At 42.8% G+C, this 18,575-nt stretch carries 16 protein-coding genes and 1 pseudogene; 7 read left to right on the forward strand and 10 right to left on the reverse strand.

The features are described 5' to 3' along the window. Positions 1-85: 85 nt before the first annotated feature. From Xinn_RS14525 to maeB, 4 genes are all read right to left on the reverse strand, one after another. Entirely contained in the window at positions 86-2,257 is a 2,172-nt protein-coding gene (locus Xinn_RS14525) for a S9 family peptidase (protein ID WP_186435635.1), read from the reverse strand. Between the two features lie 55 nt (positions 2,258-2,312). Beyond that, positions 2,313-3,119: an energy transducer TonB family protein gene (locus tag Xinn_RS14530; RefSeq protein WP_086953455.1), complete on the reverse strand. Its 807-nt coding sequence runs from the start codon at positions 3,117-3,119 to the stop codon at positions 2,313-2,315. Positions 3,120-3,231: 112 nt separating this feature from the next. Then, on the reverse strand, positions 3,232-4,134 hold the full coding sequence (locus tag Xinn_RS14535; protein WP_086953456.1) for a ChaN family lipoprotein: 903 nt from the start codon (positions 4,132-4,134) through the stop codon (positions 3,232-3,234). Between the two features lie 150 nt (positions 4,135-4,284). Then, entirely contained in the window at positions 4,285-6,564 is a 2,280-nt protein-coding gene (gene maeB / locus Xinn_RS14540) for an NADP-dependent oxaloacetate-decarboxylating malate dehydrogenase (protein WP_086953457.1), read from the reverse strand. Positions 6,565-7,282: 718 nt separating this feature from the next. Here maeB and Xinn_RS14545 point away from each other — a divergent pair. The 5 genes and pseudogenes from Xinn_RS14545 to Xinn_RS14565 all read left to right on the forward strand — a co-directional run. Next, positions 7,283-7,918 carry a response regulator gene (locus Xinn_RS14545; protein WP_086953458.1) on the forward strand — a complete coding sequence of 212 codons (636 nt, stop codon included), beginning with the start codon at positions 7,283-7,285 and terminating at the stop codon, positions 7,916-7,918. A gap of 444 nt (positions 7,919-8,362) precedes the next feature. Next, positions 8,363-8,755, forward strand: a complete 393-nt coding sequence (locus Xinn_RS14550; protein WP_086953459.1) for an ArsC family reductase — start codon at positions 8,363-8,365, stop codon at positions 8,753-8,755. 301 nt (positions 8,756-9,056) lie between these two features. Next, positions 9,057-10,184 (forward strand): succinyl-diaminopimelate desuccinylase, encoded by a 1,128-nt coding sequence (gene dapE / locus Xinn_RS14555; protein WP_086953460.1) that lies wholly within the window; start codon positions 9,057-9,059, stop codon positions 10,182-10,184. Continuing rightward, positions 10,181-10,858, forward strand: a complete 678-nt coding sequence (locus Xinn_RS14560; RefSeq protein WP_086953461.1) for a M15 family metallopeptidase — start codon at positions 10,181-10,183, stop codon at positions 10,856-10,858. The genes dapE and Xinn_RS14560 overlap by 4 nt, the downstream gene beginning before the upstream one ends. Before the next feature lie 17 nt (positions 10,859-10,875). Beyond that, a pseudogene (locus tag Xinn_RS14565) lies at positions 10,876-11,067 on the forward strand (YpfN family protein); the annotation flags it as partial. 68 nt (positions 11,068-11,135) lie between these two features. Here Xinn_RS14565 and Xinn_RS14570 read toward each other — a convergent pair. Together Xinn_RS14570 and Xinn_RS14575 are read right to left on the reverse strand one after the other, a co-directional pair. Beyond that, the gene (locus tag Xinn_RS14570; RefSeq protein ID WP_086953463.1) at positions 11,136-13,265 is read right to left on the reverse strand and encodes a tRNA(Met) cytidine acetyltransferase TmcA; all 2,130 of its coding nucleotides are present in this window, start codon (positions 13,263-13,265) and stop codon (positions 11,136-11,138) included. 5 nt (positions 13,266-13,270) lie between these two features. Continuing rightward, the gene (locus tag Xinn_RS14575; protein WP_086953464.1) at positions 13,271-13,723 is read right to left on the reverse strand and encodes a DUF441 domain-containing protein; all 453 of its coding nucleotides are present in this window, start codon (positions 13,721-13,723) and stop codon (positions 13,271-13,273) included. Positions 13,724-14,053: 330 nt separating this feature from the next. On the opposite strand from Xinn_RS14575, the gene Xinn_RS14580 reads away from it, so the two are divergent. Next, positions 14,054-14,389 carry a hypothetical protein gene (locus Xinn_RS14580; protein ID WP_086953465.1) on the forward strand — a complete coding sequence of 112 codons (336 nt, stop codon included), beginning with the start codon at positions 14,054-14,056 and terminating at the stop codon, positions 14,387-14,389. A gap of 149 nt (positions 14,390-14,538) precedes the next feature. Here Xinn_RS14580 and purC read toward each other — a convergent pair whose 3' ends face one another. The 3 genes from purC to dapA all read right to left on the reverse strand — a co-directional run bounded on the left by purC (position 14,539) and on the right by dapA (position 17,305). After that, positions 14,539-15,252 carry a phosphoribosylaminoimidazolesuccinocarboxamide synthase gene (purC, locus tag Xinn_RS14585; protein ID WP_086953466.1) on the reverse strand — a complete coding sequence of 238 codons (714 nt, stop codon included), beginning with the start codon at positions 15,250-15,252 and terminating at the stop codon, positions 14,539-14,541. 90 nt (positions 15,253-15,342) lie between these two features. Next, positions 15,343-16,389 carry an outer membrane protein assembly factor BamC gene (gene bamC, locus Xinn_RS14590; RefSeq protein WP_086953467.1) on the reverse strand — a complete coding sequence of 349 codons (1,047 nt, stop codon included), beginning with the start codon at positions 16,387-16,389 and terminating at the stop codon, positions 15,343-15,345. A 16-nt stretch (positions 16,390-16,405) separates the two neighbouring features. Beyond that, entirely contained in the window at positions 16,406-17,305 is a 900-nt protein-coding gene (gene dapA, locus Xinn_RS14595; RefSeq protein ID WP_086953468.1) for a 4-hydroxy-tetrahydrodipicolinate synthase, read from the reverse strand. 246 nt (positions 17,306-17,551) lie between these two features. Between dapA and Xinn_RS14600 the strand changes: the two genes are divergently transcribed. After that, entirely contained in the window at positions 17,552-18,109 is a 558-nt protein-coding gene (locus Xinn_RS14600) for a glycine cleavage system transcriptional repressor (protein ID WP_086953469.1), read from the forward strand. 150 nt (positions 18,110-18,259) lie between these two features. On the opposite strand, the gene Xinn_RS23475 is transcribed toward Xinn_RS14600, so the two are convergent. Next, on the reverse strand, positions 18,260-18,575 hold a 316-nt coding region (locus tag Xinn_RS23475), incomplete at its 5' end, for a transposase (RefSeq protein ID WP_211285986.1).

Genomic DNA, 18,575 nt, shown 5'->3' on the forward strand with positions numbered 1-18,575 from the left:
TTTTGCGATGTTGTTATTTTTAGAGTATAAAAACCCGGACACTGATAACGAATTATCAGCATCCAGAATTATTAATATATTTTTATTAATCTTTTAAGTGTGGAAAATAAGTTTTAGCATCATCCAACATCAACAGAAAACTATAATCGAAGGCGATATCGTTTATACGATTAAAACGCCCCTGTTTTCCACCGTGGCCGGTATCCATATTGGTTTCCAATAATAGTAAGCTATCCCCTTTTTTCATTTCTCTTAATTTAGCCACCCACTTCGCTGGTTCCCAGTATTGTACCTGAGAGTCATGTAAGCCGGTTGTCACTAATAAATGAGGATAACGCTGATGCTGAATATTGTCGTAAGGGCTATAAGATTTTATACGGAAATAAACGTCTTTATCATCCGGGTTCCCCCACTCATCATATTCACCTGTCGTTAAAGGAATAGATGGATCTAACATGGTTGTTACTGTATCCACAAAAGGCACTTTGGCAATCACACCACGGTACAGCTCCGGTGCCTGATTAACCACTGCCCCCATGAGTAAACCGCCCGCACTGCCACCTTCGGCATAAACTCGTTTACTGTCACCATAACCTTCAGCGATTAATGCTTTCGTTGTATCAATAAAATCATGGAAGCTGTTCATTTTATTTTCGAGCTTACCCTGAAGATACCAATTACGGCCTAAGTCACCACCGCCACGAACATGCACCAGTGCATAGACAAAACCGCGATCCAACAGGCTTAAAAGTGCAGAGCTAAAGTAAGGGTCCATGCTGATACCATAGGCACCATAGCCATAAATCAGAATCGGGTTCTGGCCTTTTTTGAACAGGGATTTGCGGTAAACCAGAGAAACCGGTACTTCTACCCCATCCCGCGCTTTAATCCAGATACGCTGGCTTTCATAGTTTTCTTTATTGAACCCTTTCACTTCCTGCTGTTTCAGCAATTCACGCTCACCGGTTTGCATATCCCACTGAAATACGGAGCTTGGTGTTGTCAGCGATGCATAACTATAACGCAGCAAATTAGTATCCGGTTCAGGGTTATAGCTCAGTGATGCCATGTAAGCCGGATCATCAAACTTAACCTGTTTTTCCTGCTTGGTTTTCCAGTCAATCTGACGAATTGAGGACAAGCCTTTAGTTCGCTCCTGTACCACCAACCAGTTATTAAACAGGGTAAAGTCTTCCAGATCGGTGCTTTCCTGCGGTGCAATCACTGTTTCCCACGGTTTATCGATAGCATCTGTTTGATATAAGCCAAATAGTGGATGCTCATAGTTGGAACGGATGTAAAATTGCCCGCGGAAATGGTCGATGTAATATTCCCGTCCAGCCTCACGAGCAGAGAACATTTGTGGTTCCTGCTGGGGATTATTTGCATCTATCAGCCGATATTCTGAGGTTGAATAGCTGTTAATGGAAACCAGAATATAGTCAAGCGAGGTGCTTTTTGAAATTGACAGGTAGAAACGATCATCATCTTCCTGATAGATTTTTTTATCCTGTTGGGTATCTGTACCATATTGATGGCGGAATAATTGGTAAGGTAGAAGGGTTTGCGGATCTCTGCGGACATAGAACAGAGTCTCACCGTTATTAGCCCACAAAATATTACCGGAAGTATTCTCTATAACGTTATTCTGCCAGTCGCTGTCACCAAAGTCTTTGAAGGAAATTTGGAAGTTACGGCGACCCTGAGTATCTTCAGCGATAGCAATACGTTTATTATCCCGGGTAACAGCAAATCCACCGATTTGGTAGAATTTATGCCCCTTCGCACGCTCATTACCATCAACCATGACCTGCCAGTCAGATGAATTATCTGCCGGTTTACGTTGATAGATCGGGAAATCTTTGCCTGATTCATAAATGGTGCGGTAAATATAGCCATTGTAGGTATAAGGTACTGACTGGTCTTCCTTATTCATCCTACCAACCATTTCGTTATACAGAGTTTCCCGTAACTCCTGACCAGATTTCAGCATCTCTTTGGTATAGTTATTTTCAGCTACGAGATAATCAATAACTTCTTTATCCTGACGCTGGTCATCACGTAACCAGTAATAATTGTCAATACGGGTATCACCATGAATAGTTATTTCATGCGCCTGCTTTTTAGCCATAGGTGGTATCATTTTTTCCTCCATCGCGATAGTCGTGACACTATTACTCAGCAAACTACCACCCAACAAAAAACTGAGCACGGCTTTTTTGGCTTTGGGTGAAAACACCTTTTTATACTGTGACATGCCATTCGTCCTGTTTTCTTATTGTTTTTGAAATAATTGTTCTTGAGATAAATGGTTATTGAGATAAATAAAAATCAATCGGCATCTCAACCGTAATACTTCCATTGCTTAAAACAGAATCAGGCGGAGCGGGTAATGGCTGCGCCCTTTCCAGTACAAGCCTTGCTTCTCTGTCAAGAGAGTTTGTCCCAGAGCGTCTTATCAACTCACTGTCAATCACATTACCAAATTGATTAACGGTAAATTTGACCATCGGGCGCCCGGTACGTTTTCTCCTCTGAGCATCTTCCGGATACTTTTTATAACGGTTTAAATGACCGGCGACCTCCGCCTGCCAGACAGCTTTAGCATCAGCAACGGTATCAGAATTACTTTCATAAGAAGCAGAAGTCCGGGCAGTAATGTTATCCGCTGTAGCCGTACTGGTTGTCGGTGCTGCGGTACTTTGTGATTTTTCACTTTCCTGTTCTTTTGCCTGCACTCGTTTAATCGGCTGAGATTTTTTAGGGGCATCCTGTTCTTTTGGTTTCTTTTTCTTCGTTTTATCCGCCAGAATCAGGGCTTCTTCATTCACAGCCAGTTTCGGCATGTTGACAGCATCAACCTTACTTTCCTTCTGTTCACTGGCAACAGATAACTGTTGTTCAATACCAATCGGCTGTTTCTCGACCTTATGTATTGCTTCTGTCTGTAGTGATACTTCCATCATAACTGCTGGTGGAGGTAAAAATTCCTCAATATCAAGATCCTTCGGTTTATAAACCAGCCAGCCAACCAACAGGGCATGAAGTGTGATAGCGGCGAGAAAGGATTTTGTCACGTGACCAACGTGAGTGGTTTGATACGTTGTATACGTCAACATTTCTTATAGCACATTATGTCAAAGATAAATTAAGGGAATGATAATCAATTGGATATATAAATGAAAACTATTTTTATTTATTATAAGCGTCACATCCTTGTGACAGATACTACTACTTAGTTACACAGTTAGTCACTTTGGGTGTAAACCAGACAAAATCAGCGTATTCTTTATTCAAAGAGACCCCTTTTTCCGCAATAACCAATACAACAACCTGTTCATTAGGCGTTATATTTTTTATGTGCTGAGGTACTCCCATTGTTTTTACTGCATGATATCCTCCGGCAAACAGCACAGCAGGTGATGGTGCTTTCATCAATTGCTCTGCCATTCTCTGATCACGCAGTTGCTGAATTTTGCTCATTGCTGAAAGATGTAATTCATCTATGTTTCCACCATGAGAATTTTTGATGGTTTCGTCGATACGCTTTTTGACATCCTCAGAAACGAGTGAAGTTCTGTCTCCAGCCCTGTGATTTTTATACGCCCGATCGATTTCACTACGATTCAGGTTAGCTGCTAATAATGGATAAGGTGCTTTCACCAGCTCCACAACCAATTTTCCGTATTGTTCCCAAGGCCAGCCTTCCTGCCATGCTAACAGCTGCTTAATACGCTCATCTCTGACTATCGGATCATCCTGTAACCAACTTTTCACTTTGTTGACTCTTGTTTGCTGATCCGGATTAATCATTTCCAGTAATACTGAGCCATGAGGCCGTTTTTGTTCCAGCTGCTGAACCAGCCACAGCTCAATTTGATGGTGATAAGGATTATCGTGTTTTTCACCGACGATAATTCTGGGATAGGTTGCCAGTTGATTAAGTAATTCATCAGAAGTGATGGCTTTGCCTGTTTTCATATCAAGCAACACACCTGATTGAGTTAATTCAGAGGAAAGAGATTGCTTTACTTCCTGAGAGGTATTTTTTGTAGTCGTTGGTGTAGTCGCACAACCACCAAGTAGAAAGGCACATGCCAGAAAAGTTGTTTTTATACAGATAGATGTTTTCATTGGTATTCATTATCACGTTAAAAATTCCCTGCATATTATAGATAATGAGAATTATTTACAAACAAAAATACGCCGCCAAACAGAAACTTGACGGCGTACAGTTTGCTTACTCCGGTTAATGACTGAAACCGGGGAGTTGATACCAGTGAATTACAGTGGGTTGGTTTGAGCTTCAACCGCAGCCAGTGCCACCATGTTAACAATGCGACGAACAGAGGCGATTGGTGTCAGTACATGTACGGGTTTCGCAACACCCATAAGAACCGGGCCGACCGTTACACCATCAGAGCTGGTCACACGCAGCAGGTTATAACTGATACGAGCAGCTTCCATATTTGGCATAATCAACAGGTTAGCGGCACCTTTCAACGGGCTGTCCGGCATAATGTCACGACGAATACTTTCCACCAGCGCAGCATCACCATGCATTTCCCCATCAATTTCCAGTGATGGTGCCATTTGTTGTACCAGTTCCAGCGTCTTACGCATTTTTTGTGCTGATTCACAATCAGAAGAACCAAAACTAGAGCGGGACAACAGGGCAACTTTTGGCTCAATACCGAAGCGACGCACGGTTTCAGCCGCCATCAGCGTAATTTCAGCCAGCTCTTCGGGTGTCGGGTCTTCGTTAACATAAGTGTCAGCAATAAAGGTATTGCCCATCGGCAGCAGCAAGGCATTCATAGCACCGGCTGTATGTACGCCCTGACGGAAACCAAAGACATCTTTGATAACCTGATAATGTTCAGCATAACTGCCGACCGTACCACAAATCAGGCCATCAGCTTCGCCACGATGAACCATGATGGCTCCGATTAAAGTCGGATTACCAATAACCACACGGCGAGCCTGATCCTGAGAAACACCACGGCGTTTCATCAACTGGTAATATTCCTGCCAGTATTCTTTGAAACGTGGGTCGTTTTCGTTATTAACGACTTCAAAATCTTTACCTGCTTCAATATGAAGCCCCTGTTTTTTGATACGCATTTCAATAACGCTTGGGCGACCAATCAGCACTGGATATGCCAACCCGAGAGAGACTAATTCCTGAGTCGCATGCAGAACCCGAATATCTTCCCCTTCAGCCAGTACAATGCGTTTTTTCTCTTTTTTCGCCTGAGAGAAAATAGGCTTCATGAATAAGTTAGTTTTGTAAACAAACTCATTCAATTTTTCGATATAGGCACTAAAATCGGTAATAGGACGGGTTGCAACGCCTGAATCCATCGCCGCTTTTGCTACAGCAGGCGCAATTTTCACTATCAGACGTGGATCAAATGGCTTAGGTATGATGTATTCCGGGCCGAAAAACAGATCCTGATCGCCATAAGCAGAAGCCACTTCCTGGCTCTGTTCAGCCAGCGCCAGATCAGCAATGGCGTGTACACAGGCCAGTTTCATCTCTTCATTAATAGTCGTTGCACCTACATCCAGTGCGCCACGGAAAATGAACGGGAAGCAAAGTACGTTATTGACCTGATTAGGGAAATCAGAACGACCTGTACAAATAATTGCGTCAGGACGTACCGCTTTTGCCAGTGGTGGCAGGATTTCCGGCTCCGGGTTCGCCAGTGCCATGATGAGAGGGTCTTTTGCCATTTTTTCCACCATTTCTGGTGTCAGAACGCCGGGACCAGAGCATCCGAGGAAAATATCAGACTCGGGAATAACATCAGCCAATGTACGGCTACCGTTATCTTCAATTGCGTAATCAGCTTTAGTTTTTTCCATATTCTCTTCGCGACCACGGTAGATAACACCTTTCGAGTCACAAACGACAATATTTTCACGTTTCAGGCCCAACGCCACCAGCAGGTTCATACAGGCAATAGATGCTGCACCGGCACCAGATACGACCATCCGTACTTTGCCGATATCTTTATTAACAACGCGTAACCCGTTAAGTACTGCGGCAGTACAGATAATTGCCGTACCATGCTGATCATCATGGAATACAGGAATTTTCATCCGCTCACGCAGTTTCTGCTCGATATAAAAGCACTCAGGCGCTTTAATATCTTCAAGGTTGATGCCACCAAAAGTCGGCTCTAATGCTGCAATGATGTCAATTAACTTATCCGGATTAGACTCATCTATTTCAATGTCAAAAACATCAATACCAGAGAATTTTTTGAACAGAACGCCCTTTCCTTCCATCACCGGTTTTCCGGCCAATGCTCCGATATTTCCCAGCCCTAATACAGCGCTGCCATTGGAAACAACTGCGACCAGATTACCGCGGGCAGTATATTTATATGCTGCCAGTGGATCTTCCGCTATTTCAAGGCAGGGAGCGGCAACGCCCGGTGAATATGCCAGAGCTAAATCACGTTGTGTCGTCAACGGCTTAGTCGGAGTAACCGTGATTTTTCCAGGCTGCGGAAACTCGTGAAAATCAAGGGCACTTTGTTTTAATTTTTCGTCCATCGTCTGATCCTTTGTGAGTCATGTCTACGTAAAAATCCGCTCAGTATAATAGTTACGGAAGGTTAAATCATGGTGCTAACCGCATTTTTGTCAATGATCACTGAAACTTCAGATCATATCCCCTGCTGTTTTCACGACCTGATGTAATCAACAACATGGCGGACAAAAAAGTAACCTGAAATCCAGAGAGTATAAAATGATCTGTTAATGCTCTCACATTAACCAATATTATATGGATACACTTTATATAATTTTTCATAATAGCAAGAACTTTTTCAATTAGTGAGACCTTATCCCGTGTGGTGCGCGGGATAAGGATGAATCTTATTATTTTGAAGAATACTCATGGAGAGGTATTTTAGTTTTCCATTCATTAATAATTCACTAAATTAATAAAAGAGGCATTTAAGAAACAACTTTAAAATGAGTTTACAAAAACAAAAATTAATTTATAAAATAATCATAGAAATTTGATTGAGAAAATTATCAGCAATTGAGGAAAATCATTTTCTTATATATGTGAAATTTATTTCACTTGGATTGATAAACCTATTTGCGATATTTCATTTTTTATATCAGGATATATTTTCAGAATCTCTTTTATTGATGATTCAATATACTCTATAAAAATCACACAGCTATTTAACATAAAGTAGAATTCTGTTTTTTATGTTTTATCAAAACATAAGATCGGTATTTTTATTATGGGAGAAGGAACATGCATAATCATACAGTCATGATAGTCGATGATCACCCTATCATTCGTCATGGTTTAAAAGGGCTGATTGAATCAGAGCGAGACCTCATTGTGACTGCGGAGACAGATAACGGCGAAGATGCCATTAATATCGCCTGCCAAATAAAACCAGATATTATTTTAATGGATTTGAAGATTCATGGGATTTCAGGGATTGATACGATTAAGTCACTCCGCCGAAAAGGGCTTGATTCCTATGTTCTCGTTCTCTCAGATTCAGATGACAGGGGTGATATTTATGATGCTGTTGATGCAGGAGCAAATGGTTATTTGTTAAAAGATATTGAACTTAACCCTCTCTTGGTTAATATCAAAAAAGCAGTAAATGGCCAAGCAGTGTACAGTGAAAAAGTTCACCAATATTTATCTAACCGTCACCTTTATGTCGATCCTTTATCCAAATTAACTAAACGCGAACTGGATGTTTTGAAAGAAATATCAGAAGGCATGACGAATAAAGAAATTGCTGACTTTCTTTTTATCTCAGAAGAAACCGTGAAAGTCCATACCCGTAACTTATTGAAAAAACTTAAAGCCCGTTCCCGCCTCGAAGCCACCATTACCTATCTGAAACATAGAAAAACAGATTTAATATAACATTCGACGCTCAATTCCTATAATGCGTAACACACAATTTCCCTGATTTAAATCGACAGGGAAATTGTGAATTAAAGCGACAAAGAGCTAATAGTGATTAACTCAACCTGATTTATAATAATTATATTTATAATAAATATGATTATTATATTTCAATGAAATTAAGGCTTAAAATTTAATTTATTCACCAAGTATATAGATGATTGTATTTTGCTAATTTTCAGTATCTGCTGATATTAAATAAGACAAAGAAGATATGGCCAATTTCTGGTGAAAGGTATCAATCTTTAGAAGCATAGATTCAGAGAGTCATACCGAAGCAATCGGGAAGATTCGTGTTATCTGGATAAAATGACAAATTTCCCGCATTATACTCTGCGCCTTTCAGGATTCGCCTGAAAGAAGCAGCCATATGTCGATTAAATCAGGATTAAGGATCTCATCATGTCAGATACTACCTTTCAAAAAACATTCACTCTGTACGGTATCAAAAATTGCGATACAGTGAAAAAGTCACGTCGTTGGTTGGAAGATCAAGAGATCCCATATCAATTCCATGACTATCGCACTGATGGTTTATCCCCCGAACTCCTTCAGTTGTTTATTGACCAGTTAGGTTGGGAATCTTTACTGAATACCCGTGGAACAACCTGGCGTAAACTGAGTGATGAGCAGAAATCAGCCATCAATAATGCCGAAGCAGCCAAAGCTCTGATGCTGGAACAACCCGCTATCATTAAACGACCGCTATTAGCGTCTAAAAAAACAGAAAGTTACTTACTGGGTTTCAAGGCTGAACAGTACCAACAGTTTTTTTCTTGTGACTCTGCCCAATAGTTTCCGAAAGAGAGCTGATAAAACTACGACTTGAAAAGTGTAGGGAATTTCTCTTACAACTATATCCAAGCTATTCCCTGTAAATTTCGAGTTACATTTCGGCTGCAAAAGCATGCAGCCAACAAAGAGGCTGTTTTTGGTATATACCCTATGGATTTCAAGATGCGTCGCGGCGGCAAGGGAATGAATCCCCGGGAGCATAGGTGACTATGTGACCGGGGTGAATGAGCGAAGCCAACAAAGAGGCAGTTTGAAAGACGACGGGTATAAAGATCTTCCAACTCAATAGGGGCTTAATATAATGACTTGTCCAGTAATTGAACTCACCCAGCAATTAATTAAACGGCCTTCGGTCAGCCCCGATGATCAGGGCTGTCAGGAAATTATGATCGAACGCCTGCAAAATGCGGGTTTCACCATTGAACGAATGCCTTTTGGGGATACCCTGAATTTCTGGGCTTATCATGGAACAGGGGTAACTTTTGCGCTTGCAGGCCATACTGATGTTGTCCCAGCCGGTGATATGTCCGAATGGCAAAGTCCGCCATTTGAACCCACCGTTCGTGACGGAATGGTGTATGGTCGTGGTGCTGCGGATATGAAAGGCTCTCTGGCTGCGATGATTGTTGCGGCAGAACGTTTTGTTGCAGAGAATCCTGATCATGAGGGGCGCCTTGCTTTCTTAATTACTTCAGATGAGGAAGCTCAGGCTGTAAATGGTACGGTTAAAGTTGTTGAAGCCCTGATGTCACGCCATGAGAGACTGGATTACTGTCTGGTAGGCGAACCCTCCAGCCAAACGCGCCTTGGCGATATAATTAAAAATGGTCGTCGCGGCTCTCTGACTGCAACCGTGACCATTCATGGCACTCAGGGACATGTGGCTTATCCCCAGTTTGCTGATAATCCAATTCATAATTCACTCCCCTTCTTACAAGAACTCGCCAATACTAAATGGGATGATGGCAATGAGTTTTTTCCTGCAACCAGTATGCAAATTGTGAATATTAATGCGGGTACAGGAAGTAATAACGTCATACCGGGTAAATTAAACGTTCAGTTTAATTTCCGTTTCAGCACCGAACTGACTGATACTGAGATCCGCCAACGGGTTGAAGGTATGCTGAAAAAATATAATCTGAAGCATGATATTGAATGGTGGTTATCCGGTCAGCCTTTCCTGACCTGTAAAGGGGAGCTGGTTGATGCGACAGTTGCAGCTATCAGTCATTATTGTGAATATCAGCCGGAGCTATCAACCAGTGGTGGTACATCTGATGGGCGGTTTATTGCCAGAACGGGGGCTCAGGTTGTGGAGTTGGGGCCGATCAACGCGACTATTCACAAAACAAATGAATGTGTCAGCGTATCTGACCTACAAAAATTAAGCCTGATTTATCAGCGTATCATGGAGGAATTAGTCAAATGATGACATCTGAAATGTTGGCGGGTATCTCGACAGATCATCTGGTGACACTATCGGGAGGCCACCGTTTACAATTCGATGCGACTAAAGCTTTTCTCGCGATGCAGCGAGACGCAGCCAATGCCGGTTTTAAGTTACAGCCCGCCAGCTCATTCCGTGATTTTACTCGCCAGCAGGCTATCTGGAATGAGAAGTTTTATGGACAGCGTCCGGTATTAGATGCCGACAGTCAGCCTCTTGATATCAGCAAGATGACCGAAGGCGAAATCTGTGAAGCTATTCTTCGCTGGTCTGCTCTGCCGGGAGCAAGTCGTCATCATTGGGGAACAGAATTGGATATCTATGATCCTTTCCTGCTGCCGCAAGGTAAAAAGCTATTGCTGGAGCCGTGGGAATATGAAAATGGTGGTTACTTTGAACCACTGTCTGACTGGTTAACAGAAAATATGTCCCGTTACGACTTCTATCGCCCGTTTACCCGTGACAGCTCTCTGAGTGTTGCATATGAACCGTGGCATATCAGCTATTGGCCTCTTTCCCATGAAGCAGAATGTTTATTCAATGAGCAGACTCTGTTAAATGCATGGCAGGATCGTGAGATTGCCGGTATCGACTGGCTGACAGCAAACCTCTCCTATGTTTTTAACAAATATGTGAAAACAGCAGAAGAGGTTTAAAGCAACAGAGGGGCATCATGCACTGGTTAGCAGATTATTGGTGGTTAGTTCTGCTGTTGCTCGCAGGAATTATCATTAGTGCAATAAAAGAGCTAAGCCGCATCAATACAAAACAGTTTTTGGATAATAAACCAGAACTTCCTCCTCACCGTGATCTTAACGCTTCATGGGATGACGAAGACGACTGGCCTGAAAAAGAGAGCCAAAAGACTGGTAGTAAAGAGGCTGGCAGTAAAGAGGCTGGCAGTAAAGAGACTAATAGTAAAAAGGCTGATCATCAGAAGAAAGAGTGATCAGCGGACATTACCCAGTCTTTCCATCGTCTGGCAAGTATTTCATCAATATTTGCCAGAGCACTGGCTGCTTCTTCCCGCCAGCATTTCAATAATGCTTTACGTCCATTCAGAGATAAGTCACGCGCACATTGCTCAAGTTCTACTTTCTGCTGAAGATGCTTTCTCAATGCGGGTAAAGCCAGCTCACTTGCCAGCAACAAGCGTTGCAACGCAAAGTAAGAAGACGATAAGGAACGATGTGCAAAGGCAAAACCTGCCAGCTCTAGCCAGTCACTTTCATTAAGCTGGTTATCAGCATAATGCTCAATCGGCAGAGCAACCCCAGTCAATGACTCTATTCCGTCTGTATCACGGGCTAACTGCTGCTGTGCTGTTCGGGCCAGCCATTTTCCCTCCTCACTTAAGGGCAGAATAGCCATTGCAGCATAACAGCCACTACTTGCTTCAAGATGTGTTCCCATCCGTACTAACTGAAAACCGCATTTTTGCCAAAGTGACCAGAGTTCAGCGGTATAACCAAAACTAACGGAAATGAAGTCCAGATTTTGGCTACGAGCCGCCTGACACTGCTGAGCTATCAGGCGTTGGGCAACCCCAAGACGCCGATACTGTGCCTGAACAGCAATGCGGCTGACTCTCTGTGAGCGCATCGTTGCCGCCTGAGGAAACCCTCCGTGGGCTGCCAGAGACTGAGCAACCAGATTCCCTCTCGGACGACGTCGCCCTGCCCATATTTCATGTGCCAATACCGGAGATAATCCACCTTCATTCACCATCCACAGAGCACCAATCAAGTGTGAGTTATCGTTTTCAGAACAGGACAGGGCTGCGAGGAATGTCATTCCATTGCCATCCAGTAAGCGGCGTAAATCGAGAGGAGATGTGCGGTAATGTGCGCTTGCCAGTAATCCATAAAACTGCCGCAATAGTTGAGGCTGCCGTAACCACTCAGACTGATTAATGGTTTGAAACGACAAATTATTTTCTATTTTAGGAGCAGGTAATGACGGCAAAAACAAATTGCTGTCATCAAATAACAAAGCGTTATCTAACCAATTTTCCAGCGGGTCATTTTCAGACCAGCGCATTGGTGTTTTCAGCTCTTTAATCTGACAATCTGGCAAGGCCGCACAGAATTTCAATAAAAATCCCCGTCCGGTACCTTCATAGCCCTGTACAGTTGTGGTCAGTAATACACGAGGAAAATGTTGAATCAGCTCAGCTAACTGCGGTGTCGGAATTGCCGCTGCTTCATCAACTAAAAGCCAGTCGGCGCTGATCGGTTGTTGGTCTGTACTGCTCTGAGAGCGACTCTTTTTCTGCCGGATAAATTTCAGCAAATTATCAACTGACCAGAATGGTATTTGCTGGGTGTCAGCATCAGTATCCTCAATACCATTACTAAAACTTTCTGCATAACGACGAATAACCTCTGTCGTTATCTTTGCTGGTGCACATAACCAGCAGACTCCCTGCCACTGACGGGCCAACATTCCTGCAAGTGCAGATTTTCCCCGTCCGCGCGGAGCCGTGATTACCCAAACCCCTTGTGAAACCTGCAACAATTGTTCAAGAATGCGTTTCTGCCCTGCTGTCGGATTCCCATCCGGCATCTTCCACGATGGGGTCTGAGGCAGTAATAATGCATGAAATGGCTTTCCCTGCCGCCATAATAGACAATCAGGCGCATTGAGGATTTGCTGTTGAATATGCCGGATAAAATGAGGCGTCGCGATCACACCAGCCGATTCATTCCAGCGGGCGCTGTCATCATCCGGTAAATCAGCCCATTGTGACCAGACAGGAACGCGCATCACCAACCAGCTTCCTGCTTTTAGCGTTCCTGCCAGTATTGCCAATGCTTCGGCATTACAGCCACGGGTTGCATCAAAGACGCCGTGCAGAAATTCACGCCCCAGTAAACCGATAGCTTTTGCTGGCTCAACAGCGTCAGGAGTTTCTGATGCGATGGTTATCCAATCCCCCTGTAGCTGACTTTTCAGAGAGGCAACAACCTGTTCGCTCCACTGATTTTCGCCGCTGAGCACCAGTAAACGACGCAGCCCCTGTCGTTGCATCTGTTCCTGCAACGTTTTCCATGCAAAATCCATTCTTGTCACGATTTTCCAATCACAATGGACAGTATGCCTGCCGCAATTAATGGGCCAACCGGAACGCCTTTAAACAAAGCAACACCTACCACTGTACCAACCAGCAATCCAGCTACGGTAGACGGTTGATTTGACATCAGAGATACCCCCCGGCTACCCAGCCACGACACAAGAACACCGACAGCAATAGCAAGTAGTGATTTCCAATTCAGAAATGAGCTGAATATTTCTTGGGCAGAAATTTTCCCACTCGCGATAGGTGCCATAACGCCCACGGTGAGAACTAAGATCCCCAGAGTTAAACCATATTTTTCTACCCAAGGGAAAAACTGATTCAATGGAGTGATTCGGACAACGAGCAAAAACAACATAGCCAATGTGACCGTCATGTTATGACTGATAATGCCAAGCCCTGCAAGTACTAATAAAATAAGTAAAGTAGGATCAATATGACTCATAATTTTTTCTGTTCTCTATAAATACTCTGACATGAGGCAGAATGATAACTTAATTATTTGGCATGTAAGCAAAAATATTAGTGTCAGTGGAAATATGGGGTATTAGTACTATATTTTCAAAAAGTATACTCTTCGTCTTTCAAATTGCCTCTTTGTTGGCTGCGCTCACTCCCTTGCCGCCACGATGCAATTCGAAATTCATTGGGTATAACTGCTAGAATGCCCTTAATCTTTCAATTTATCTTTCTGACAGATATTGATGCTTTTATTAAGGTGAATGCGGAAAGGTAGCGAGCCAACCTCGCCAACGGGAAGCATTCGTAAGGAAATATGAAAAAATCAGTGCTTTTAATCACAATCAGCCTGTTATTAACAGGTTGTACTATTAAATGGGTACCAGCAAGGAGCAATCCCACGCCTTTCCATGAAGCAAATTCAGAGTGTCAATCAAGCGCTCTACAGCAATTTCCGGTGAAAAATGAAGTGGCTCAAACTTCTCAACTCAGAACCGTCAGAAATTCCTGTGGTAAAGACTGCTCATATGAACAAAGTGTTCCTATGACTGAAAGCTACGTCATCGATGTTAATCAGAATTCCAGAAATCAGGCCTATGGTTTTTGTATGCAGGAAAAAGGCTGGAAACAAAAAACAGTTTACTGGCTGTAATCTGTCATATACCCAATAGATTTTGAGTTTTATCCTTTCTGAAATCAAAAGTGCTCTAATATACAGAGCACCTTTGATTCTTTATATATTATCACCTTCCTGTCTGATACCGGATTGGCAGCCATTCAGAAAGGTAATCGTTTGCGTCATTAATCCAAAATAACACCGATACGGTGAGCTACTTCTTCATATGCTTCAACTAAACCACCAAGACTCTGGCGAAAACGGTCTTTATCCATTTTATCCATTGTCTCGTTATCCCACAGCCGACTACCATCCGGTGAAAATTCGTCACCCAACACGACTTTTCCTTTAAACAGGCCAAATTCCAGTTTAAAGTCCACCAAAATCAAACCTGCATCAGCAAATAACTGACTTAATACTTCATTAGCCTTATAACTCAAACGCTTCATCTCAGCTAAATGTTCTTTGCTCACCCAACCAAAGGTTTCGCAATAAGATTCATTAACCATCGGATCATGTCTGGCATCATCTTTCAGAAACAAATCAAATAAAGGAGGATTCAGTATCATTCCTTCTTCAACACCAAGACGCTTAACCAGCGAACCAGCCGCACGATTACGGATAACACATTCAACCGGCACCATATCAAGTTTCTTGACCAGAGATTCATTATCTGACAACAACTGCTCCATCTGGGTTGGAATACCCGCCTCTTCCAGTTTGCGCATAATGAAGTGATTAAATTTATTGTTTACCATTCCCTTACGATCAAACTGTTCAATGCGTGCACCATCCAATGCTGATGTATCATTACGGAATTCCAGCACAAGCAAGTCAGGATTATCAGTGGTATACACTGTTTTTGCTTTTCCACGATACAACTCAGCTTTTTTCTGCATATTACACTCCAGAGATATGACATCTTTAAACAGACTATTAAACAAAAAATTTCACCTAAATATATAAAGGGGCCGAAGCCCCTTTATATGTTATTTATTTGCGGTTTTGCTGAATGCTGCTTGCAGCACAGCTACCATTTGATCATTTTCAGACTGAGTCAGCGGTTTACCTTTTTCACTGATAAATTGCAGGCTGCTTCGGTTATCCAAATCACCAACCTGTAACTTATAGTTGCCTTCACTGATAGTTGGTGTTTCAACTCCTAAGGCTTTCCAGTCAGAAGAGGACAGACCTTTATAAGTTACTGCTATCGCCCCTGTCGAAAGGGTACGATCGTTCACTTGCATCCCTATACTTTCCAATGCGTAGGGCAGCTTGTTCCAGGTTACATTATATGGCGCACGGACAATAATTTGTGGCAATCCGGTATTATCACTGCCACTTTGAACCGATAAAGCACCAATATTCTGAGTATTGTTATGAGATGAAATTTCTTTCTGCTCATTCAGATACTCCGTCAGTGCATTTAACATCAAGGTGTTGTAACGCTGGATTTCCAACGGATCATTGATAACTTTATCCCCCTGCTCCAGACCTGCGCCTGAAACTGTTAAGGCTATCTGGTAGCCCTGCTGGGCGACAGAGATATGGTAACGAACCTTATAAGGAATATTTTCATCTGCACGAGGCCACACAATCCAATCAGTTGTTAATGTCTGAGCTGCATCATCTTTCTGGCTGACCGGGTAACTGTTTTTCGTCAGAAAACTATTTACCTGTGACCACAATTTGCTGTATTCAGGGGTATTTTCAAGCAACAACTTACTGCTTTGTGCATTACTTTCAACACGGGAACCCGCTAATAATGCCACAACCTGCAAGGGTGGGCGTATATCAACCGATTTACCAACATTCCCTTGTGAACCCACAGGTGGAATATCATATTCACCATTTTGCAGTGGTAAGTTCATCCCCGCGGGGATATTCAATATTTTCAGAGGAGGTGCATCAAGGTAAGCCTCATCACCACTTACCTGATGTTTATGGCTCTGATCGCCGGAGCAGGCTGCCAGCAAAACGACCAAAGACAGGCCAGCAACCTTCATGACCTTCGATTTTTGCAATAATGTTGCCATTAAAATTCCCTAAATTTTACAGTAATCCAGCCATTTTCAAGGCGTTCTCAACTGAAATTTGCCCTTCTTGCGTCAGCGGGATCATTGGCAGACGCAATGTATCGCTGGCAATCAATCCCAGTTTATGACATGCCCATTTAGCTGGCGCCGGGCTGGGTTCAACAAATAGTTTATGGTGCAACTCCTGCAGGCTGCTGTTCAGGCTACGCGCTTTCGCAAACTCACCACGAGAAGCCAACTCACAAATTTGTGCCATTTCTGCTGCTGCCACATTTGCTGTTACAGAAATCGTTCCTTTTCCACCAAGATACATAAAGTCGAGAAAACTTGCATCATCGCCACTGAGCAGAATAAAACTTTCATCATTTACCAGTTCTTGGATCTGGCTGACACGGCTTAAGTTCCCCGTTGCTTCCTTAATTGCGACAATATTTTTCAGCTTCGCCAGACGTGCAACAGTCGATGGCAGCAAATCACATCCGGTACGCGATGGTACATTATACAGAATTTGTGGTAAGTCGGTATTCTCAGCTATCGCTTTATAGTGCTGATATAAACCTTCCTGCGAAGGCTTATTATAATAAGGTGTCACAGACAGGCAACCAACAACTTCCGTATTTTCAAAGCATCGGGTCAATGATATTGCTTCGGCAGTGGCATTCGCGCCTGTTCCGGCAATAACTGGTATACGGCCATCGGCTAATTCAAGTGTTGTCATTACAACATCGACATGTTCATCATGGTTAAGCGTGGCACATTCCCCGGTTGTTCCGACAGAAATGATCGATGCTGTCCCACTGGCGACATGGTAATCAACCAATTTTTTCAAACTGTGCTTATCAACCCGGCCTGTTGAATCCATTGGTGTAATGATTGCAACCATGCTGCCTGTAAAATCGAAGTGACCACTCTCCATTACCATTTCCTCTAAAATGAGTCTTACACTGAAAACAAAAAATCATGGTACTTTCTTGTCATAAGGAAGGAAACTCTTTGAGCATATGATTTTGATGAATTTTGTTAATATCAAGTGTAGACAATTAAACAGAGATTATAATCGTACTTCATCTGTTATAAATGCCATTGACCTTCTCTTGAACATTTTTTATGTTTAGTAGCAACAGATATCCGCAACCCTTTACTACAGATAAGGAAAATCACTTTGCCAAAATCGAAACAACATTTTTTAGTGCTCACTGCTCTTGGTGTCGATCGCCCCGGGATCGTCAACACTATCACCCGTCTTGTTAATACCTGCGGCTGCAATATTGAGGACAGCCGTCTGGCAATGTTTGGCGAAGAATTTACCTTTATCATGCTGCTATCGGGTAGCTGGAACTCGATTACTCTCATTGAATCTACCCTGCCACAAAGAGCAGCGGAGCTTGAGTTACTTGTTGTAATGAAGCGTACCCGCAGCGGTATAACAAAAAAATTTCCGTCTACTATTTCAGTACGGGTAGATGTGGATGATTCTCCGGGTATTGTCGAACGTTTCACTAATCTGTTCACAACCCAGAGTTTCAATATTGCTGAACTGGTATCAAAAACTCATCCTGCTACTGAAAATATGCCTGCCCGCCTGCAAATCCAGATTACAGGCCATAACCCATTAGATGATAAAGGTTTGATCTTTAAAGAAACCTTTCACCGCCTGTGTATAGAATTAAATGCGCAAGGCAGTATTAATATACAGGAGACACTGGATGGAAGAATTTGATTGAATGAGAGAAAGATAAACTGTAATAGTCATATTTTCCGGTGAAGATATTCGAATCTGGTTAGCCTGTGGCTATTAAACAAGGGAATACTCTATCATTTATTTTCACTGTTACCTCTTTGCTAGTGGTGTATTCTGCAATTAATGACATCACTTTGTATTCCCACGGTAAAGCCATTTAAAAGGTTTAGCTAATACCCGGTTGTAATATTCGATATATTTTAAAATGCATGTCCGTAATATCGCTTTGCTGCTGACGGAAAGCCGCCTGAGCAAATGTCGGGAGACCAGACTGAACCAACATTCAATTTGATTTAACCAGGAAGCGTGTTTGGGGGTATAAACGAATCGGATCCGATGTGTCGGGTCTGATAGAAACTGCATGCGTGTCTCCATGGATTGAAGCGTTCCCCACTGGCCTTTCACTCCCAGTCCCTCATTAAGACCACAGGCTTCGGCAATGAAT

Source organism: Xenorhabdus innexi (assembly GCF_002632485.1).
In the GTDB taxonomy this organism is placed as follows: Bacteria; Pseudomonadota; Gammaproteobacteria; order Enterobacterales; family Enterobacteriaceae; genus Xenorhabdus; species Xenorhabdus innexi.